The organism is Plasticicumulans lactativorans (genome assembly GCF_004341245.1).
GTDB lineage: Bacteria > Pseudomonadota > Gammaproteobacteria > Competibacterales > Competibacteraceae > Plasticicumulans_A > Plasticicumulans_A lactativorans.
In genome coordinates this window covers 192025-211464 of record NZ_SLWY01000007.1, presented here as the reverse complement: position 1 = coordinate 211464, position 19440 = coordinate 192025, and the positions used below count along the sequence as shown (strand labels likewise).

General features: G+C 73.5%; 17 protein-coding genes. 9 read left to right on the top strand and 8 right to left on the bottom strand.

Annotation, left to right across the window (positions count from 1 at the left end; all coding sequences use genetic code 11):
* The 4 genes from EV699_RS07805 to EV699_RS07790 all read left to right on the top strand — a co-directional run.
* Positions 1–424: transposase (locus EV699_RS07805; RefSeq protein ID WP_132541089.1), on the top strand; the 424-nt coding region annotated here is incomplete at its 5' end.
* A 199-nt stretch (positions 425–623) separates the two neighbouring features.
* A complete protein-coding gene (locus EV699_RS07800; protein ID WP_132541086.1) occupies positions 624–2426 on the top strand; it encodes an ABCB family ABC transporter ATP-binding protein/permease in 1803 nt (600 codons plus the stop codon).
* A gap of 70 nt (positions 2427–2496) precedes the next feature.
* A complete protein-coding gene (locus EV699_RS07795) occupies positions 2497–3660 on the top strand; it encodes an MFS transporter (RefSeq protein WP_132541083.1) in 1164 nt (387 codons plus the stop codon).
* Between the two features lie 74 nt (positions 3661–3734).
* On the top strand, positions 3735–5720 hold the full coding sequence (locus EV699_RS07790; RefSeq protein ID WP_165904074.1) for a hypothetical protein: 1986 nt from the start codon (positions 3735–3737) through the stop codon (positions 5718–5720).
* A gap of 15 nt (positions 5721–5735) precedes the next feature.
* On the opposite strand, the gene EV699_RS07785 is transcribed toward EV699_RS07790, so the two are convergent.
* From EV699_RS07785 to EV699_RS07765, 5 genes are read right to left on the bottom strand one after another with little or no spacing between them, the layout of a single operon-like run.
* On the bottom strand, positions 5736–6314 hold the full coding sequence (locus EV699_RS07785; RefSeq protein ID WP_132541077.1) for a hypothetical protein: 579 nt from the start codon (positions 6312–6314) through the stop codon (positions 5736–5738).
* The gene (locus EV699_RS07780) at positions 6311–7057 is read right to left on the bottom strand and encodes a hypothetical protein (RefSeq protein WP_132541074.1); all 747 of its coding nucleotides are present in this window, start codon (positions 7055–7057) and stop codon (positions 6311–6313) included. The genes EV699_RS07785 and EV699_RS07780 overlap by 4 nt, the downstream gene beginning before the upstream one ends.
* A 10-nt stretch (positions 7058–7067) precedes the next feature.
* Positions 7068–7577 (bottom strand): hypothetical protein, encoded by a 510-nt coding sequence (locus tag EV699_RS07775; protein ID WP_132541071.1) that lies wholly within the window; start codon positions 7575–7577, stop codon positions 7068–7070.
* Between the two features lie 37 nt (positions 7578–7614).
* On the bottom strand, positions 7615–8019 hold the full coding sequence (locus EV699_RS07770; RefSeq protein ID WP_132541068.1) for an acyl-CoA thioesterase: 405 nt from the start codon (positions 8017–8019) through the stop codon (positions 7615–7617).
* 45 nt (positions 8020–8064) lie between these two features.
* Complete coding sequence (locus EV699_RS07765; RefSeq protein WP_132541065.1) at positions 8065–10044, bottom strand: APC family permease; 1980 nt, start codon at positions 10042–10044, stop codon at positions 8065–8067.
* A 172-nt stretch (positions 10045–10216) separates the two neighbouring features.
* Here EV699_RS07765 and EV699_RS07760 point away from each other — a divergent pair, with 172 nt between their 5' ends.
* From EV699_RS07760 to EV699_RS07750, 3 genes are read left to right on the top strand one after another with little or no spacing between them, the layout of a single operon-like run.
* Complete coding sequence (locus EV699_RS07760) at positions 10217–11293, top strand: PLP-dependent cysteine synthase family protein (protein ID WP_132541062.1); 1077 nt, start codon at positions 10217–10219, stop codon at positions 11291–11293.
* A 59-nt stretch (positions 11294–11352) separates the two neighbouring features.
* Positions 11353–12279: a 2-hydroxyacid dehydrogenase gene (locus EV699_RS07755; protein ID WP_132541059.1), complete on the top strand. Its 927-nt coding sequence runs from the start codon at positions 11353–11355 to the stop codon at positions 12277–12279.
* Entirely contained in the window at positions 12280–12903 is a 624-nt protein-coding gene (locus EV699_RS07750) for a DNA-3-methyladenine glycosylase family protein (RefSeq protein ID WP_132541056.1), read from the top strand. It abuts the gene before it with no gap.
* Between the two features lie 10 nt (positions 12904–12913).
* On the opposite strand, the gene gshA is transcribed toward EV699_RS07750, so the two are convergent.
* Positions 12914–14494, bottom strand: coding sequence for a glutamate--cysteine ligase (gshA, locus tag EV699_RS07745; RefSeq protein ID WP_132541053.1), 1581 nt, complete (start codon positions 14492–14494; stop codon positions 12914–12916).
* Between the two features lie 284 nt (positions 14495–14778).
* On the opposite strand from gshA, the gene EV699_RS07740 reads away from it, so the two are divergent.
* Complete coding sequence (locus tag EV699_RS07740) at positions 14779–16227, top strand: glyceraldehyde-3-phosphate dehydrogenase (RefSeq protein WP_132541050.1); 1449 nt, start codon at positions 14779–14781, stop codon at positions 16225–16227.
* Positions 16228–16291: 64 nt separating this feature from the next.
* Here the strand turns inward: EV699_RS07740 and dacB are convergent, their stop codons facing one another.
* The gene (gene dacB / locus EV699_RS07735; RefSeq protein WP_165904073.1) at positions 16292–17695 is read right to left on the bottom strand and encodes a D-alanyl-D-alanine carboxypeptidase/D-alanyl-D-alanine endopeptidase; all 1404 of its coding nucleotides are present in this window, start codon (positions 17693–17695) and stop codon (positions 16292–16294) included.
* Positions 17692–18480 (bottom strand): tRNA threonylcarbamoyladenosine dehydratase, encoded by a 789-nt coding sequence (locus EV699_RS19910; RefSeq protein WP_165904072.1) that lies wholly within the window; start codon positions 18478–18480, stop codon positions 17692–17694. Before EV699_RS19910 ends, dacB begins: the two co-directional genes overlap by 4 nt.
* Before the next feature lie 104 nt (positions 18481–18584).
* On the opposite strand from EV699_RS19910, the gene aroE reads away from it, so the two are divergent.
* On the top strand, positions 18585–19400 hold the full coding sequence (gene aroE / locus EV699_RS07730; RefSeq protein ID WP_132541044.1) for a shikimate dehydrogenase: 816 nt from the start codon (positions 18585–18587) through the stop codon (positions 19398–19400).
* Positions 19401–19440 lie beyond the last annotated feature (40 nt).

Below are 19440 nucleotides of genomic sequence, written 5' to 3'. Positions count from 1 at the left end.
CCACATGGACCAGCACTTCGGGCCACAGCGCCAGTTGCTCGACTCGGTCAAGGGGGTGGGGCCCGTGACCATCCTCACGCTGACCGCCATGCTGCTGGAGCTCGGGCAGCTCGGGCGCCGGCAGATCGCCAAGCTCGTGGGCGTTGCGCCGCTGGCCAACGACTCGGGCAAGCGGCGGGGCAGGCGGCTGACCTGGGGCGGGCGGGCCCAGATTCGTTCGGTACTCTACATGGCCGCCCTCGTGGCGATGCGGCACAACCCGGTGATCCGCGCGTTCTACGAGCGACTGATCGCCGTCGGCAAGCCCAAGAAGGTTGCCATCGTGGCCTGCATGCGCAAGCTGCTCACGATCCTCAATGCGATGCTGCGGGATCAGACAACTTGGAATGCCGCGCGCCACATCAACTTGGCCATCAGCGCTTGACTTCGAAGACAGTTGCTCTCCCTGAGGGAGAGGGGTTGAAGGTGACCGGCGGGGCGGTCGTGGGACGGTGGTCGGCCGCGCCAGTCACCGGACACAGTTCGCCGGTGCGCGCGGTGGGGGCGCTCCTATATCGTGTCGGTGGTCGGGGTGCGCCGTGGCGTGCCGCCGGCCGCACGCGTCGCCGCCACCGAGAAAGCCCATGTCACCGGGTGCCCGCTACACCGAACTGCCTGCCACCCACCGTTCGCACCTGCAGAACGTGCGCGCGCTGCTGCCCTACCTGTGGGCCTTCCGCGGGCAGGTGGCGCTCGCGCTCGGCTGCCTGCTCGCGGCCAAGTTCGCCACCGTGGGCGTGCCGCTGCTGCTGAAGGCGATCGTCGATGCGCTCGCCGCGCGCCCGGGCGGGCAGGCGCTGCTGCCGGTGGCGCTGCTCGCCGGCTACGGCGCGCTGAAGCTCGCGGCGACGCTGTTCAACGAGTTGCGCGACGCGCTGTTCGCGCGCGTGCGCTACCGGGCGATCCGCCGCATCACGCTGCTGACGCTCGAACACCTGCACCGGCTGAGCCTGCGCTTCCACCTCGAACGCAAGACCGGCGCGATCGCGCGCGACCTGCAGCGCGGCTCGCAGTCGCTGTCGACGCTGCTGAACTACCTGGTGTTCTCGATCCTGCCGGCGCTGGTGGAGCTGGCGCTGGTGTGCGGGGTGCTGCTCGGCGCCTACGACCCGGTGTTCGTCGGCGTGATCCTCGGCAGCATCGTCGCCTACGTGGCGTTCACGCTGGCGGTGACCAACTGGCGCATCGACTACCGCCACGACATGAACCGGCTGGAGTCGCAGGCGCAGAACGAGGCGGTCGACGGCCTGATCAACTACGAGACGGTGAAGTACTTCGGCAACGAGCGCCTGGAGCTCGAACGCTGCGACACCACGCTGGCCGGCTGGGAGCGCGCCTCGGTCGACTCGCAGGGCTCGCTCGCGCTGCTCAACTTCGGCCAGGGTGCGATCATCGCGCTGGCGGTGACGCTGATCATGTTCGTCGCCGCCGGGCAGGTGGTGGACGGGCGGCTGAGCCTCGGCGACCTGGTGCTGGTCAACGCCTTCCTGCTGCAGTTGTTCATCCCGCTGAACTTCCTCGGCGTGGTCTACCGGATGATCCGCTACGCGCTGGCCGACATGGACCAGCTGGTGCGCCTGCTCGGCGAGCGCGCCGAGATCACCGACGCCGCCGATGCGCGCGCGCTGGCGGTGCGCGCCGGCGAGGTGCGCTTCGAGGCGGTGGACTTCGCCTACACCGCCGACCGGCCGATCCTGCACGGCGTCGACTTCGTGATCCCGCCGGGGCGCAAGCTCGCCGTGGTGGGGGCGAGCGGGGCGGGCAAGAGCACGCTGGCGCGACTGCTGTTCCGCTTCTACGACGTGCAGCGCGGGCGCATCCTGATCGACGGCCAGGACGTCCGCCACGTCACCCAGGCCAGCCTGCGCGCGGCGATCGGCATCGTTCCGCAGGACACGGTGCTGTTCAACGAGACGCTGGAGTACAACCTGCGCTACGCCCGCCCCGAGGCGAGCCGCGCCGAGATCGAGGCCGCGGCGCGCGCGGCGCAGCTCGACGGCTTCATCGCCAGCCTGCCGCAGGGCTACGACACCGTGGTCGGTGAGCGCGGCCTCAAGCTCTCCGGCGGCGAGAAGCAGCGCGTGGCGATCGCCCGCGCGATCCTCAAGCGCCCGCGCATCCTGGTGTTCGACGAGGCCACCTCGAGCCTCGACTCGCGCTCCGAGCAGGCCATCCTCGCCGCGCTGAAGGACGTCGCGCGCGGCCACACCGCGCTGGTGATCGCGCACCGGCTGTCGACCGTGGTCGACGCCGACGAGATCCTGGTGATGGCGCAGGGGCGCATCGTCGAGCGCGGCACCCACGCCGCGCTGCTCGCGCTGGGCGGGCAGTACGCCGAGCTGTGGGCGCTGCAGCAGCGCGAGCGGCGCACCGGCGCGGCCGCCTGAAGCCCCCTGCCGGGCATTTCCACCCCTAGCGGCGCTGCCGGCGGTGCGGCCGGGCGCCGCGGAGTCTTCCATGCGATTGCGTTTGTCCGCGTACTACTTCCTGGCGCTGGCCGCCTCGGGGATCTTCACCGCGTTCTGGCCGCTGTACCTGCAGTCGCGCGGCTTCGGCGTCGGCGGCATCGGCCTGCTGGTCGGCCTGGCCACCGGCACGCGCGTGGTGGTGCCGAGCCTGTGGGGCTGGGTGGCGGACCGCAGCGGCCGCCACATGGGCGTGGTGCGGGTGGCCGGGGCGATCGCCGTGCTGATCTTCCCGGCGGTGATGCTGAGCGCCGCCGGCCCCGGCGGGCTGACGCTCGCGAGCTTCCTGTTCATGGTCTGCTCGCCGGGGACGCTGTCGCAGGTCGAGGTGACCACGCTCGGCCACATGGGCGCCGACACCGGCGGCTACGGGCGCGTGCGCCTGTGGGGCTCGCTCGGCTTCATCGCCGCGGTCAGCGGGCTCGCGCCGCTGGTCGAGCACTTCGGCGTGCAGATCGTGCCGGCACTGCTCGCCGCGCTGCTGCTGTGCGTGTGGCTGACGAGCCTGGGCATCGCCGAGGCGCCGCACGCCGCCGCCGCTGCCGCCGCGCCGGGCGGGGGGCTCGGCGAGGTGCTGCGCCGGCCCGAGGTGCTCGCGATCCTCGGCGTGACCTGCGCGATGCAGCTGGCGCACGGGCCGTACTCGACCTTCTACACCATCTACCTGCGCGAGCACGGCTACGGCGCGACGGCGATCGGCGCGCTGTGGGGGCTCGCCGTGGTCGCCGAGATCTGCGCCTTCCTGCTGGTGCCGACGCTGTGGCGGCGCTACACCGCGCGCGAACTGCTGCTCGGCGCGATCGCGCTGTCGGTGCTGCGCTGGCTGCTGATCGCCGGCGCCGCGGAGCACCCGCTGGTGCTGATGGCGGCGCAGACGCTGCACGCGGCGAGCTTCGGCGTCTGCCACACGGTGGCGATCCAGCTGGTGCTGCGCTGGTTCGGGCCGCGCCACGCCGGGCAGGGGCAGGCGCTCTACGCCAGCGCCGGCGGCGGCCTCGGCACCGCGCTCGGCGCCGGGCTCGCCGGCCTGCTGTGGCCGCGCTTCGGCGGTGCGAGCACCTTCGTGCTGGCGAGCGCGGTGACCGCGCTCGCCTGGGTGGCGGCGCAGCGCTGGGTGCGCGGGCCGGGCGCCGAACGGCCGTTGTCGCGCGCCTGAGCACGCGGTCGTCGCGTCCGCCGCGGGGGGCTACCATGGCCGCTCCCGCCGTCCGCCTGGAGGACCGCCCACCGATGTCCAGGGTCTTCGCTTCCATTCCCGTGCCGGAGCGCCTCGCCCACGACCCCGCCGCCGAAGCCGAGGCGGCGGCGGAGCGCCGCCGCAGGCGCCTGCTGTTCGCCGCGGTGTTCGTCGTCGGCAGCGTCGTCGGCCTCGCCTACACCTTCGCGCGCCCGGCGCAGTACCGCAGCGAGGCCACGCTGCGCGTCGACGCCAGCACCACGGCCCCGGCCGGCGCCGACGGCGCGGAGCGCGCGGCGGCGGTCGAGCGCGAACTGCTGAGCGACCACGAGTTGCTGAAGACGGTGCTCGAGCGCGTCGGCAGCGGCCCCGGCGTGCCCGCCTCGGTGGTCGCGCTCGGCGAGGCGCTGAGCGTGCAGCGCGTCGAGGACACCGGGCTGCTGCGCCTCGCCGCGGTCGGCGACGATCCGCGGCGGCTGGCGCGGCTGGTCAACACCTGGCTCGACGTCTACCGCGAGCGCCAGGTCGCCAGCCGCGACGCCGAGGCCGCCGCCGCCGACGGCGAGCTGCAGCGCCAGCTCGCGGCGCTGGAGCAGCAGGTCACCGAGCGGCGTGCGGCGCTCGAACGCTTCCGCGAGGCCAACGACATCAGCTCGCTGCAGCGCGACGAGAACCAGGTGCTGGCGCGGCTCAAGGGCCTCAACGAGGCCCTCGCCAAGGCCACCCAGACGAGCGTCGACGCCCGCGCCAGGCTCGGCGCGGTCCGCGACGCCGAGGCGCGCGGCCAGCCGCTGGTGCGCGAGCAGGACCGCGCCACGCTGGCGACGCTGCAGCGGCAGGCGGGCACGCTGCGCGCGCAGGTCGAGACCTACCGCAACAAGTACACGCCGCAGTACATCGCGATCAATCCGGAGATGGCGCACGCGGTGCGCGACCTCGACGAGGTCGAGAAAGAGATCCGCCGCCTCACCCAGAGCAGCGCGCAGGCGCAACTGATCGAGGCCGAGCAGAACCTGGCCGCCGCCCGCGCCGCCGAGGCCGACCTGCAGGCGCAGATCGGCGCGCAGAAGACGACCGTCGCGCGCTTCTCGGCGCGCTTCGCCGAGCACGAGGCGCTGCAGAAGGAGCTGGAGCAGCTGGAGACGCTGCTGCGCGACACGCGCACCCGGCTGGCGCAGGCGCAGGTCGACCGCGACGGGCGCTTCGCCCGCGTCGGCATCGTCAGCCGCGCGTTCGTGCCGGATGCGCCGTTCTACCCGCACTACGGCCGCGACGCGGTGCTCAGCGTCGTCGCCGCCGCGCTGCTCGGGCTGCTCGCGGTGGCACTGCGCAGGCTGTTCGTCGCCCCCCCGGCGCCGGCGCCGACGACGCTGACCCAGCTCATCGCCGTCGCCGCGCCGGGTGCAGGCATGCTGCCGCTCCCCGGCGCGACCGCCGCCGCCGCGCTGCCGGCAGCCCCCGACCTCCCGCGCCTCGGCCAGGCGCTGCCGCGCGAGCTGACGCTGCTCGAAGTCCGTGCGCTGCTCGATGCCGCCGACGAGCCGACGCGCTGGCTGGTCATGCTGCCGTTCTGCGGGCTGAGCCGCGACGAGGTGGCGTCGCTGAGCTGGCAGCACCTCGACCTCGACGCCGGCCGCGTGCGCGTACCGGGGCGCGGCGAACGCGTGCTGGCGCTGCCGGCGCTGCTCGCCACGGCGTTGCGCGCCGCCGCCGGGCCCGCCGCGGCACCGCTGTGGGCCGACGCCGACGGCCAGCCGCTCGACGCCGCCGAGCTGGAGGCGATGCTCGCCTGCGCGGTGTGCGACGCCGGGCTGTCGCGCCCGGCGGAGATCGGCCTCGACGCGCTGCACCACAGCTACCTCGCCTTCCTGGTGCGCCAGGGGCTGCGGCTGTCGGAGCTGCGCAGGCTGGTCGGGGCGACCTCGAGCGCCCGCCTCGCCGGCTACGGCGTGCTGTCGCCGCCGATGCCGGGGCTCGCGCTGGAGCAGATCGACACCACCTACCCGGCACTGCGCCCGCCGGCGCTGCCGGCGGCGTGAAGGGCGGCGGCGGCTTCAGGCCACGCTGCGCACGGCGCGGCGCAGGCGGTGGCGCAGGTAGGCGCCGGCGGCCCACAGCGCGAGCCACGGCAGCGCCGTCGCCAGCGCCCAGCCGACGGCGAGCTCGAGCGCCCAGGGGCTGCGCGCGCCGTCGCGCCAGGCCCAGGCGTTGCCGACGTAGCCGGCGGCGAGGCTCGCGGCGCGCGCGTTGTACAGCAGCCGTTCGCGCAGCACGCGCAGGCTGTCCACCCAGTCGGCGAGCTTGTCGCGGTGGGCGGCCCAGGCGGCGGCGAGGGTGTCGCGCTCGTCGGCGTCGAGCCGCACCGGTTGCCGCGGGGTGTGCGGGCCGGGTGCGGCGGCGGGGTCGGTGTAGCGGCCGACGCTGGTGATGACGTCGCCGTCGGGCTGCACCAGGGTGTGCACGCACAGGCACGGGTGGCCGGCGGGCGGGGCGTCGACGACGAGGTGGCGCCGGCTGGCGCCGTCGCGCTCGCACAGCGCGAAGGTGACGAGGGCGTGGCCGCCGTGGCGGTAGAAGCCGAGCCAGTCGCGGACCCGCCAGCGCAGCGGCGCCCGCTCCCGCGCTGCGCTCACGGCTGGCGGGCCCTGGTCTCCACCCGCCCGGCGAGGGCGCCGAAGAAGCTCACCACGGTGTCGATCAGGCCGGTCCACATGCGGATCGCGGTCTTGGTGGAGTCCTCGTGCACCTGCAGCAGGAAGGTGTCGCTGGCGTGCGCCTTGCTGATGCGCGTGAGCACGTCGCCGTCGAGCTGGATCACCGTCTGCGCGACGACCTCCTCGGTGCCGAGGTCCCAGATCTTGCGCAGCTCGATCATCTCGCGGTAGCCGAGGTCGAGCGCGGCGGCCTTGCCGGTGGCGGCGCCGGCGTGGCCGAGGATGTCGAGGACCTGGGTGCAGCTGCGGTGCACGCGGCGCAGCCGGCGCGCGGCCTCCAGCGGCTCGACCGGGCGGTCGCGCCGCAGCCACTCGCGCGCGGCGGTGCCGTCGGCGCCGATGGCGCGCCGGGCGAGCTGATGCAGGGTCTGGAAGTCGCCGATCAGCGCGTCGACGTCGAGTTCGCCGTCGCTGGCGAAGTCGAACCCGCCGTTGCCGTGCCGTGCCGCGGTGTTGCAGGTGAGCGCGGCGAGCGGTTCGTCGACCGCCCCTGCGTCCAGCAGCGTGCGCAGCTCGCGCTCGTAGCCGTCGATGATGTCGCGCAGCGCGGTCGGCACCGGCGGCATCTTCAGCGCCGTCATGTGCTCCTTGAGCACGGTGTTGATTTCCAGCGTGGTCAGGTCGCGGGCGATCTCGTACAGCGCCTCGTGCGCACGGCTCATCGTCCGCGCCTCACTGCGGCTCGCCGCCGCCGCCCGCCGGGGCGCTGCCGGGCGTGCCGGAGCGGCCGAGCTCGAGCAGGCGCGCCAGCGCGTCGAGGTTGTGCTGGATGATGGCGTGGCCGCGCTGCTCGCGCTCGGCGTGGAAGTCGCGCAGTTCCTTGCGGTTGTCGGCGAGGAACTCGGCCGGGATCACCGTGGTGACGTCGCCCTGCACCAGGTCGATGCGGGTCAGCATCGCGTCGGCGTCCGCCTCGATCGGCGGCCGGTAGCCGTCGCCGTGCTCGTTGGGCACGGGCCTGCCGACGACGGTGGCGATCTCGAGCGTCACCAGGCGGTCGAGCTTCTCGGCGATTTTGCCGAGCAGGTCGTTGCGGCGCATGCCGATGGGGTCCGGCAGCAGGCGCGGCGCCAGCGCGTCGAGCAGGCGCTGGCGGCGTTCGGGGTCGGTTTCCTGCTTCGCCTGTTCGAGCTGCGCGGCGAGCGCCGCGAGGGCGGCCTCGAGTTCCTGTTCGCTTGCCATGTCGACGTCTCCCCTGCGGGTGTGGTGGTGCCGCGGTTCAGGTTTCCGCCGGCGGGGCCGGCGGCAGCGCGCGCGGCCGCCGGCCCTGGTCGAGCGCGACGAAGGCGAAGGTGGCCTGGGTGACCTTGATGCGGTCCTCGCCGTCACGCGAGCGGCGCCAGGCCTCGACGTGGATGCGCATCGAGGTGCGGCCGGTTTCGATCACGTGGGCGTACAGCGTCACCTCGTCGCCGACGTACACCGGGCTCAGGAAGTTGATGCGGTCGACCGATACGGTGACGCAGCGGCCGCGCGCGCGGCGGGCGGCGACGTTGCCGGCGGCGAGGTCCATCTGCGCCATGATCCAGCCGCCGAAGATGTCGCCGGCGGGATTGGCGTCGGCCGGCATGGCGATGGTGCGGATCGCCGGTTCGCCGTGGGGCAGGGGGTCGGAATCGGGCATGGGCAACCTCTCGGGACAGGGGGCGGCGGCGGCGGGGGGCACGCCTTACAGTTTGAGCGGGATCACCACCATCTGCCTGCCGGCGAGGTGCAGGCGGCGCTGCATGGCGAGCGCGGTCTGGTTGTGCAGCCAGGGCGCGAACCATTCGTCCTCGGGCAGGATCAGCTTGGCGGCGAAGCACACGCTGTTGGGGAATTCGTCCATCGTCGCCAGCGCGAGCTTTTCGAGCTCGTCGACCGGGTCGGGGCCGTAGGCGGCGCGCGCGACTGCCGGCATGCCCTGGCGCCGGCAGACGCGGATGAAGTAGTGCAGCGAGTTCTCGATGCGGTACTTCAGCGACCTCAGCGCGCCCTGGCCGAAGAAGCTCTTCGAGTCCACCTCGCCGACGTTGAGGAACACGAAGTTGCGGAAGTGGCCGGGGAACATCCGCAGCACCCACAACAGCGTGTGCATGCCGACGCCGCGGTTCTTGCCGATCAGGAAGATCGCGGTGGGGGCGTCGGGGTCGAGCGGCTGGGCCGCGGTGGCGCTCTCGTCGTCGTCCTCGGGGCCGAGCGCGGGGCCGAGCGCGGCGTCGATCTTCGCCAGCTCGGTGCGCACCTTCTCGTAGTGGCGGCGCACCAGCGCGCACAACGCGATCACCGCGCTGGTGATCAGCACGGTGAGCCAGCCGCCCTCGGTGAACTTCTCGACCAGGGTCACGGCGAGGATGCCGGCGGTGACGCAGAAGCCGAGCCCCGCCAGCAGCAGCCGCGACTTCCAGCGCGCCTCGTCGAGGCGGTTGCGCCACCAGTGCCGCACCAGCCCGGCGAGCGACAGCGAGAAGGTCAGGAACACGTTGATGCTGTACAGCACCACCAGCACCGACACGTCGCCGTTGGTCCACAGCAGGATGCCGAGCGCGGCGACGCCCATCAGCAGCACGCCGTTCTGCGTCACCAGGCGCGCCGACAGGCTGCGGAAGTGGCGCGGCACCCAGGAGTCGACGGCCATGTTGGCGAGCACCGCCGGCCCGCCGAGGAAGCCGGTGTTGGCCGCCACCACCAGCAGCCCGGCCTCGAGCGCGAGCACGACGATCAGCGTCAGGTGCTCGACCACGGTGTCGCCGATGTGCCAGCTGGAGATGATCGCCTGGAACACCACGGCGTTCAGCGTCTGGCCCTCGATGTAGCGGGCGTCCCACAGCAGGTAGAGCAGGATGATGCCGCCGGCGGTGAACGACAGCGACAGCGCCATGTACACCATCGTGTACTGGCCGGTCTTCACGCGCGGCTCGGCGAGCATGTTGACGTTGTTCGACACCGCCTCCAGGCCGGTGTAGGTGCCGCCGCCGAGCGAGTAGGCCTTGAGGAACAGCGCCGCCACCGGTACCCAGCCCCACAGGTGGGTCAGCTCGCGGGTCTCGTGGATCGCGTCGCCGAAGATCTTCGGCAGCGCATCGCCGTGCGACCACACGCCGTAGAGGATCAGCCCGGCGTGGGTCAGGAAGAAGCCGAGGAAGATCGGCAGCAGCACCTTCACCGATTCCTTCATGCCGCGCAGGTTGAGCACGATCAGCAGCGCGACCATCGCCAGCGTGGTCACCAGCTTGAGCGGGTGCAGGCCGAGCGGCAGCAGGCTGAACAGCGCATCGGCGCTCGCCGCCACCGAGATCGCGATGGTCAGCGCGTAGTCGACCAGCAGCGCCGCGCCCGACACCAGCCCGGCGCGCCGCCCGAGCAGTTGCGTGGCGACCTTGTAGCCGCCGCCGCCGGAGGGGAAGAGCTCGATCACCTGGTTGTAGCCGAGCGAGATCACGAACACCGTGACCGCGGTGGCGAGCGCGAGGTAGAGCGCGAGCTGGGTGTGCGTGCCGAGCGCGAGGAAGGCCTCGGCCGGGCCGTAGCAGGCCGACGACAGGCCGTCGGCGCCGAGCCCCACCCAGGCGAGGAAGGCGACCAGCGCGAGGTTGTGGTGGGCCTCGGGATGCAGGGCGTCGCGGGGGGCGCCGATCACCAGTTGTCGGATTCTTTTTATGCTGGGCATCTGCATCTGGCGGGGTGTCGACGGGAACGGCGGCCGTCGGAAGGCGCGCATTCTTGGGGCCGCGGCGATGGCGCGCAACGTCCCCGTGCCGCCCAAGCATAGCCGCGTGCCGCCGGCGTGCCGCCCGCGGCCTACACTCGGCGCATCGCCGTCCACCATCGGAGCCCGAGTCATGCCCCATGCCCGCGCCTGGGTCGATGCCGCCGTGCGCACCATCGAAGCCGATTTCCGCCGCTCGGCCGACACCCACCTGATCCACGTCGAGCTGCCGTTCCCCGGCATCCGGCTGTACCTGAAGGACGAATCGACCCACCCCACCGGCAGCCTCAAGCACCGGCTGGCGCGCTCGCTGTTCCTCTACGCGCTGTGCAACGGCTGGATCGGCGAGTCCACCACGGTGGTCGAGGCCTCCTCGGGCAGCACCGCGATTTCCGAGGCCTACTTCGCGCGCCTGCTCGGGCTGCCGTTCATCACCGTGGTGCCGGCCACCACGCAGGAGGAGAAGATCGCGCAGATCGCCTTCCACGGCGGGCGCTGCCAGCTCGTCGCCGACGGCCAGGCGATCTCCGCCGAGGCGGTGCGCCTCGCCGCGCAGTGCGGCGGGCACTTCATGGACCAGTTCACCTATGCCGAGCGCGCCACCGACTGGCGCGGCAACAACAACATCGCCGAGAGCATCCTCGGCCAGATGCGCGACGAGCCCGACCCGGTACCGCGCTGGATCGTGATGAGCGCCGGCACCGGCGGCACCTCGGCGACGCTCGGGCGCTTCATCCGCTACCGCCGCCTCGCCACCCGGCTCTGCGTGGTCGACCCCGAATACTCGGTGTTCCACGCCTTCTACCGCAGCGGCGACCGCACGCTGCTCGCCGCGCGCGGCTCGCGCATCGAGGGCATCGGCCGGCCGCGCGTGGAGCCCTCGTTCATCCCCGGCGTGATCGACCGCATGCTGAGCGTGCCCGACGCCGCCTCGCTCGCCGCGATCCGCTTCCTCGAACGGTTGCTCGGGCGCAAGTGCGGCGGTTCCACCGGCACCAACCTGATCGGCGCGGTCTGCCTGATCGCCGGGATGCTCGAACGCGGCGAAACCGGCAGCGTGGTGACGCTGATCTGCGACGGCGGCGAGCGCTACCTGAACACCTACTACGACGACGCCTGGCTCGCCGCGCAGGGGCTCGACCTCGCCCCCTGGCTCGCGCGGCTGACGGCGTTCTGGGCCTCGGGCCGCTTCGATCTCGCTGAGGACTGAGGCGGGCGCGCCCGCGCGCCGCCGCCTGGCCCGACCCCCTCGCAACCCCGGAGATGCCCATGAACGTGTTGTTCTACAGTGCCGGCGGCGACCGGCCGGCGGAGTGGGAGGCGGCGCTGCGCGCGCACCTGCCGGAGCTGGTGTTCCGCGTCTGGACGCCCGACGCCGCGCCGTTCGCCGCCGACTACGTGCTGGCGTGGCAGCCGCCGGCGGCGCTGTTCGCCGGGCAGACGCGGCTGCGCGCGGTGTTCAACCTCGGCGCCGGGGTCGATGCCGTGCTCGCCGCCGACACCCTGCCGGCGCATGTGCCGCTGATCCGCCTCGAGGATGCCGGCATGGGCCAGCAGATGCTGGAGTACGTCGCCCACGCGGTGCTGCGCCGCTACCGCCGCTTCGACGTCTACGAGGAGCAGGCGCGCCGGCGCGAGTGGTGTCCGCACGCGCTGGTGGCGCGGCCGACGCTCGGCGTGCTCGGCCTCGGCGTGCTCGGCCGCGCGGTCGCCCGCGGCATGCACGCGCTCGGCTTCACGGTGCGCGGCTGGAGCCGCTCGGCGCAGGCGCTCGACGGCATCGCCTGCTACGCCGGCGCGGCGGAGCTCGACACCTTCCTCGCCGGCAGCCAGGTGCTGGTGTGCCTGCTGCCGCTGACCGCCGACACCGCCGGCATCCTCGGCCGCGACACCTTCGCCCGGCTGCCGCGCGGGGCCTACCTGATCAACCTCGCCCGCGGCGGCCACCTGGTGGAAAACGACCTGCTCGAAGCCCTCGCCACCGGGCAGCTCGCCGGCGCCTGCCTCGACGTGTTCGCGCGCGAGCCGCTGCCGCCGCAGCACGCCTTCTGGACCCACCCGCGCATCAGCGTCACGCCGCACGTCAGCGCGCTGACGCTGCTCCCCGACGCGGCGCGCCAGATCGCCGCGAAGCTGCGCGCGCTGGAGGCCGGCGAGACGGTCGGCGGCGTGGTCGACCGCGCGCGCGGCTACTGAGTGCGCTACGCCGCCGGCCTCGCCCACCTCGCCGCGGTCGACGCCGACTTCGCGCGCGTGCTGCCGCGGCTCGGCGAGCTGCCCGAGCGGCGCCTGCCGACAGGGCTGCCGGGGCTGCTGCGGGTGATCGTCGGCCAGCAGGTGTCGGTGCACGCGGCGCGCGCGATCTGGGAGCGGCTGCAGGCGCGGGTGGCGGCGCCGGCCGATGCCTGCGCCTGGCTCGCGCTCGACCCCGGGGCGCTGCGCGACTGCGGGCTGTCGCGGCAGAAGGTCGCGAGCGTCACCGCGGTGGCGCAGGCGGTGGCGGGCGGCGCGCTCGACCTCGACGCGCTCGCCGCGGCGCCCGACGACGATGCCGTCGCGGCGCTGGTCGTGCTGCGCGGCGTCGGCCGCTGGACCGCCGAGAACTACCTGATCTTCGCGCTCGACCGGCCCGACCTGTGGCCGGCGCACGACCTCGCGCTCGCCGAGGCGGTGCGCCGCCTCAGGCGCCTGCCCGAGCGCCCCGGCTGGCGTGCGCTCGATGCGCAGGCCGAGGCATGGCGGCCGTGGCGCGGCGTGGCCGCGCGCGCGCTGTGGCGCTACTACGCGCTGTCGGCGCAGCCGGGGTGGGAGGCGCTGTGAGCGCTCCCGCTCACAGCGCGTCGGCGAAGTAGCGGCGCAGGTACTCGTCGAAGGGCAGGGTGTCGGCGGCTTCGAGCGCCGCCTGCTCGGCGAGCGAGCGCCGCGCGAGTTCGGCGTAGGCCGCCTCCTGCGCGTCCGCCAGCGGCCGCGCGCGCAGCGTCGCGGCGTGGGCGTCGGAGCAGTGGCGGACGAAGCCGACGAAGCCGGTGGCGTGCTCGCGCATCCACGCCAGCACGCGCGCCGACGGCGTGCGCGCCGGGTCGGCGACGCGCGCGCGCATCTCGGCGAGCGCGGCGGCGTAGGGGGCGTCGCCGCGCCCGGCGTCGAGCGCCTCGCACAGCGGCGCCAGGGTGTCGAGGATCTCGCCGGCCCAGGTGGCGAGCGCCACCGGCCGGCCCGCGCGCACCAGCTCGAGCGCCGGGTCGCGGCCGCCGAGCGCCACGCGTTCGAGGTTGCCGTTGTTGGCGTAGTCCTCGTCGGCGTCGAGCAGCGGGCTGTCGGCGAGCGCGCAGCCGAGCAGCAGCGCTTCGAGGAAGCGCAGCGCCGGCGCCGACACGCCGATCGGCTCGAACGGGTCGAGATCGAGCGAGCGCAGTTCCACGTAGGCCACGCCGCGGTCGCGCAGCGCGTGCACCGGCTTCTCGTTGCCGCGCGGCGGCTGCTTGGGCCGCATCGTGCTGTAGTACTCGTTCTCGATCTGCAGGATGTTGGCGTTGAGCTGGCGCCAGTCGCCGGCGACCTGGATGCCGATCGCCTGGTATTCGGGGCAGGGCGTGGTCACCGCGCGCTCGAGGCTGCTGACGTAGGTGTCGAGGCTCGAATAGCTCACGTGCGTGCCGCAGCGCTTGCTCTTGCGGTTCTGGTAGCCGATGCCGCTCATGCGCAGCGAGGTCGCGAACGGCCGGTAGGCGGTGTCGGCGTCGTAGCGCTCGAGCGGCGCCGGCTTGCCGGCGAGGAAGGAGCTGCACACCGCCGGCGAGGCGCCGAACAGGTAGGGCACCAGCCAGCCCACCCGCTGCAGGTTGCGGATCAGCCGGAAGTAGCCGGCGCTGGCGTAGTCGCGCGGTGCGAGCGGGCTGCCCTCGAGCTCGCGCAGCAGCGGCCACAGCGGCTCGGGCAGCGAGAAGTTGAAGTGCACGCCGGCGATCACCTGCATCAGCTTGCCGTAGCGGTAGCCGAGGCCGCGGCGGTAGACGTGCTTCATGAAGCCGGGGTTGGAGCGGCCGTACCAGCCGATCGGGATGCTCGCCTCGCCGTCCAGCACGCAGGGCATGCTGTTCGCCCACAGCACCTCGGCATCGGGCAGGTGGCGCAGGGTGTAGCGGTGGATCGCGTCGAGCTCGTCCAGGCAGGTTTCGAGCGCTGGCGCCGGCGCGGTGACGAATTCGAGCAGGGCCTCGGAGTAGTCGGTGGTGATGCTCGGGTGGGTGAGCGCGGCGCCGAGCGCCGGCGGATGCGGAGTGCGCGCGATGTGGCTGCGCGGCGTCACCCGCAGGGTTTCCTTTTCCAGGCCCTTGAGGCCGCCCTGCAGGATCTGGGGGTCGGCGGCGGCGAGCAGCCGCTGCAGGCGCGTGACGGATGAGGGATGCACGGCACGGGATCTCGCTGGTGGCTGGCGGCGCCCGCGCCGCGGGCGCCCGACCGCGCCGATGATAGACGATGCGCGCGCCTGCTCCGGTGCCTCGCCGGTGCATGGCCGCCAGGCGCCGTGGAGGCACCCGCCGCGGGGCCGCGCCGGCGCGGCCCTTGCTTGCGACCGGGACTACACGAAGGCTACAATCCGCGCGCCTTGCGCCTGATTCGCTTGGAATTTTTCACCTTTCGAAAGCGTTTCCGGCGCTCGAACGTCTCCCACCGTTGCGGAATGTATCGACCATGAGCCAAGCAGAGCAGGATCGGATTTTGCAGGACTGGAAGGGCCGCCAGGAACTCGCCGAGGAAATGCTGCCGGTGATCGGCAAGCTGTATCGCGATCGCGGCATCGTGCTGCTGGTGTACGGTCGTCCCATCGTCAACTGCTCGACCATCGAGATCATCAAGGCGCACCGCTACGTGCGCCAGCACGAGGGCGTCGAGCTCTCGGTGCACGACAGCGCGCGGGTGCTGCGCGCGCTCGCCGGCATGGACCTCTGCCCGGCGCGCATCGACCTCGGCAAGCTCACCCTCGGCTACCAGCGCGAGGGCGGTGGCCGGCCGCTCGCCGACTACCTCGCCGAGAAGCTCGCCGAGGTGGTCGGCGACAACCCGCAGAAGGCGCTGACGCCGAAGGACGTGGTGCTGTTCGGCTTCGGCCGCATCGGCCGCCTGCTCGCGCGGCTGCTGGTGGAGCGCGCCGGCGCCGGCAACAAGCTGCGGCTGCGCGCGATCATCGTGCGCAAGGGCAAGGGGGCGGACCTCGAAAAGCGCGCCAGCCTGCTGCGGCGTGACTCCGTGCACGGCCCGTTCAACGGCAGCATCACCGTCGACGCGGCGAACAACGCGATCATCGCCAACGGCACCTTCATCAAGGTGATCTACGCCGACAAGCCGGGCACCGTCGACCTCACCGAGTACGACATCCACGACGCGCTGGTCGTCGACAACACCGGCAAGTGGTCCGACCTCGACGGCCTGAGCCAGCACCTGCAGAGCCAGGGCGCGAAGAAGGTGCTGCTGACCGCGCCGAGCAAGGGCGAGGGCATCAAGAACATCGTCTACGGCGTCAACCACACCGACATCGGCGACGACGACCGCGTGGTCTCGGCCGCCTCGTGCACCACCAACGCGATCACCCCGGTGCTCAAGGCGCTCAACGACCGCTACGGCATCGAGAACGGCCACGTCGAGACGGTGCACTCGTACACCAACGACCAGAACCTGATCGACAACTACCACGGCTCGGAGCGCCGCGGCCGTGCCGCGCCGCTGAACATGGTGATCACCTCGACCGGCGCGGCCAAGGCGGTCGCCAAGGCGCTGCCCGAGCTCAAGGGCAAGCTGACCGGCAACGCGATCCGCGTGCCGACGCCCAACGTGTCGATGGCGATCCTGTCGCTCAACCTGAAGAGCGAGGTCACCAAGGAGGGCCTCAACGCCTTCCTGCGCGAGACCGCGCTGTACTCGCCGCTGGCGCAACAGATCGACTACACCGCGTCGACCGAGATCGCCTCGACCGACATCGTCGGCTCGCGCCACGCCGGCGTGGTCGACTCGCAGGCCACCATCGCCGCCGACCGGCGCTGCGTGCTGTACGTGTGGTACGACAACGAGTTCGGCTACAGCACCCAGGTGGTGCGGGTGATGCAGGAGATGGTCGGCATCCGCCTGCCGTCGCTGCCGCACTGAGTTTCGCGTCGCCGTGCGACGGGCCGGCCCTCGGGCCGGCCCTTTTTTTGTCCGCGCGCCGCGCTCAGTGCGCGTAGACCCAGCGCAGCAGCGCGTCCTGCGCGTTGCGGGCGGCGAGCGCGTCGAGGCGCGGGCGGTTCTGCAGGCACACCAGCACGAAGCGCCGCCCGCTGCGCGCCTGCACGTAGCCGGCGAGCGCGCGCACGCCGTCGACGGTGCCGGTCTTCAGGTGCGCGCGGCCGCTGAGGGCGTCGTCGCGCAGGCGTCCGCGCGCGGTGCCGTCGACGCCGAGCAGCGCGAGCGAGGCGACGAACTCGGGCATCGCCGGGTGCTGCCACGCGGCCTCGAGCAGGCGGCCGACGGTCAGCGCGCTGACGCGGGTCTCGCGGGCGAGACCGGAGCCGTTGTCGAGCACCAGCCCCGCGGTGGGCACGCCGTTCGCCTGCAGGCTGGCGAGCACCGCGGCGCGGCCCTTGGCGAGCGTGCCGGGGGCGCCGCCGAGTTCGGCGCCGAGCGTCAGCAGCAGCATGCGCGCCATCACGTTGTTGCTGAACTTGTTCAGCGGGCGCACCACCTCGGCGAGGGTCGGCGACGGGTGGCGGTAGAACGGCTCGGCCCCGGCCGGTGCGCGCCCGCTGCGCACCCCGCCGGCGAAGTGCCCGCCGGCGCCCTCCCACAGCGCCTGGAACACCGCGCGGGTGTGCTCGGCGGCGGGCAGCAGCACGCGGTTGAGGCTGGCCTCGCCGCAGCTCGCGGCGTAGTCGCCGCTGACCGTCACGTGGCCGGCGTCGAGCTGCACCGCCGGCGGGCGCGGCGTCTCGCGGCACGGGCCGGGCAGCACGTGCAGGCGGTTGTCGACCGCCACGCCGGCGAGCGGCGGGCGCAGGTCCACGGCGACGCCGCCCGCGCTCGGCAGCAGCGTCACCGCGGTGGCCTGGAAGTTGAACAGCGTCGCCGCCGGCGCGACGTTGTAGGCGCGCTCCGGGCGCCCGTCGAAGGCGCCGGGGTCTTCGGCCGCCACCGCGAAGTAGCGGTTGTCGATCACCAGGTCGCCGCCGATGTCGCGCAGGCCGCGGCTCTGCAGCGCCCGCACCAGCAGCCACAGGCGCTCCTCGACCAGCCAGGGGTCGCCGTGGCCGGCGATGATCAGGTCGCCGTCGAGGCGCCCGTCGTGCAGCGGCCCGCCCAGGTAGACGTCGGTGGACCAGGTGTGGCCGGGGCCGAGGCGGTCGAGCGCGGCGAAGGTGGTCAGCAGCTTGATCACCGAGGCCGGGTGCAGCGGGGTGTCGGTGCCGATCGCGACCAGCGGCTCGGCGGCGCCGAGTTCGCGCACGTACACGCCGAGCCCCTGCGCCGCGGGTTCGTCCTGCGCCAGCGCGGCCAGCAGCGCCGGTGGCAGCGGCGCGTCGGCCGCCGGCGCCGCCGGCACCAGCAGCCAGGTGGCGAGGAGCAGCGCGAGCGCCCTCACGGTGCGGCCCCGGCGTCGGCGGCGAGCGCGGCGAGCACGTGCGCGGCGGCGAACAGCCCGAAGGTCGCCGTCACCGCCACCGCCGAGCCCAGGCCCGCGCAGCTGAGCCCGCCGCCGGCCCGCGCGTCCGGTGGCAGCTGCAGCGGCGCGTCGGCGTAGACGCAGGGCACGCCGAAGCGCCGGCGCGGGTCGCGTGGAAAGCCGTGCTCCTTGCGCAGCCGCTGGCGCACCTTGGCGAGCAGCGGGTCCTGCGCGGTGCGGGCGAGGTCGGCGACGCGCACGCAGCCGGGGTCGGTGCGCCCGCCGGCGCCGCCGACCGTCACCAGCGCCAGCCCCTGCCGCCGGCAGTGGGCGATCAGCGCGACCTTGGCGCGCACGTGGTCGATGGCGTCGACGACGTGGTCGAAGCCGCCGGCGAGCAGCGCGGCGCAGTTGTCGGGGTCGATGAAGTCGTCGACCGGCGTCACCGCGCAGGCGGGGTTGATCGCCTGCACCCGGGCGCCCATCGCCTGCACCTTGGCCTGGCCGAGGGTGGCGTCGAGCGCGTGCACCTGGCGGTTGACGTTGCTCTCGGCGACGTGGTCGAGGTCGATCAGCGTGAGCCGGCCGACGCCCGAGCGTGCCAGCGCCTCCACCGCCCAGGAGCCGACGCCGCCGATGCCGATCACGCACACGTGTGCGCGGGCGAAGCGCGCCGCGGCGGCGGCGCCGTAGAGGCGGGCGATGCCGCCGAAGCGGCGCTCGGGGTCGGCGGGCGGTGCGGGGGCGGGCAGGGCGTCGGGCATGGCCCGACACCTTACGGCAGCGCCCCGGCGGCGCCAAGACGTTGCGCCGGCCCGCCCGCGGCAGGAAGATCGCGCACCTTTCCGCATAGCCGCGAGCCCGCGCCATGACCGACCGTTACGCCGTGATGGGCAACCCGATCGCCCACAGCAAGTCCCCGCGGATCCACGCGCTGTTCGCCGCGCAGACCGGGCAGGACCTGGTCTACGAGGCGATCCTCGTCGAGCCCGGCGGCTTCGCCGCCGCCGCCGACGCCTTCCGCGCCGCCGGCGGGCGCGGCCTCAACATCACCGTGCCGTTCAAGCAGGACGCCTGGGTCTACGCCGACCGTCTGAGCGCACGCGCCGAGCGCGCCGGCGCGGTCAACACGCTGGTGTTCGGCACCGACGACGTGCTCGGCGACAACACCGACGGGCTCGGCCTGGTCAACGACCTCGAGCGCAACCTCGGCTGCAGCATCGCCGAGCGGCGGGTGCTGGTGCTCGGCGCCGGCGGGGCGGTGCGCGGCGTGCTGCAGCCGCTGCTGGCGGCGGCGCCGGCGAGCCTGACGATCGCCAACCGCACCGCGGCGACCGCGGCCGAGCTGGCGCTGATGTTCGGTGACCTCGGCCGCGTCTACGGCGGTGGCCTCGACATCCTCGACGGCAAGCGCTTCGACCTGGTGATCAACGCCACCGCCGCCGGCCTCACCGACGAGGTGCCGCCGCTGCCCGACGACCTGCTCGCCGACGGCGCCTGGTGCTACGACATGGTGTACGGCGACCGCCCCACGGCCTTCGTGCGCTGGGCGCACGCGCACGGCGCGGCGCACGCGGTGGACGGGCTCGGCATGCTGGTCGAGCAGGCCGCGGGGTCGTTCCGGCTGTGGCGGGGGGTGGAGCCCGCGACCGCGCCGGTGCTGGCGGCGCTGCGCGCGGGCTGAAACGGCAGGGTGCGCCCGCCCGTTGCCGGGCGGGCGCCGG

What these genes read in the sequence shown, in the direction of transcription:
- EV699_RS07800 (WP_132541086.1), top strand. Translation starts at nt 624, where the DNA reads ATGTCACCGGGTGCCCGCTACACCGAACTGCCTGCCACCCACCGTTCG.
- EV699_RS07795 (WP_132541083.1), top strand. Translation starts at nt 2,497, where the DNA reads ATGCGATTGCGTTTGTCCGCGTACTACTTCCTGGCGCTGGCCGCCTCG.
- EV699_RS07790 (WP_165904074.1), top strand. Translation starts at nt 3,735, where the DNA reads ATGTCCAGGGTCTTCGCTTCCATTCCCGTGCCGGAGCGCCTCGCCCAC.
- EV699_RS07780 (WP_132541074.1), bottom strand. Translation starts at nt 7,057, where the DNA reads ATGAGCCGTGCGCACGAGGCGCTGTACGAGATCGCCCGCGACCTGACC.
- EV699_RS07775 (WP_132541071.1), bottom strand. Translation starts at nt 7,577, where the DNA reads ATGGCAAGCGAACAGGAACTCGAGGCCGCCCTCGCGGCGCTCGCCGCG.
- EV699_RS07770 (WP_132541068.1), bottom strand. Translation starts at nt 8,019, where the DNA reads ATGCCCGATTCCGACCCCCTGCCCCACGGCGAACCGGCGATCCGCACC.
- EV699_RS07765 (WP_132541065.1), bottom strand. Translation starts at nt 10,044, where the DNA reads ATGCCCAGCATAAAAAGAATCCGACAACTGGTGATCGGCGCCCCCCGC.
- EV699_RS07760 (WP_132541062.1), top strand. Translation starts at nt 10,217, where the DNA reads ATGCCCCATGCCCGCGCCTGGGTCGATGCCGCCGTGCGCACCATCGAA.
- EV699_RS07755 (WP_132541059.1), top strand. Translation starts at nt 11,353, where the DNA reads ATGAACGTGTTGTTCTACAGTGCCGGCGGCGACCGGCCGGCGGAGTGG.
- EV699_RS07740 (WP_132541050.1), top strand. Translation starts at nt 14,779, where the DNA reads ATGAGCCAAGCAGAGCAGGATCGGATTTTGCAGGACTGGAAGGGCCGC.
- EV699_RS19910 (WP_165904072.1), bottom strand. Translation starts at nt 18,480, where the DNA reads ATGCCCGACGCCCTGCCCGCCCCCGCACCGCCCGCCGACCCCGAGCGC.
- aroE (WP_132541044.1), top strand. Translation starts at nt 18,585, where the DNA reads ATGACCGACCGTTACGCCGTGATGGGCAACCCGATCGCCCACAGCAAG.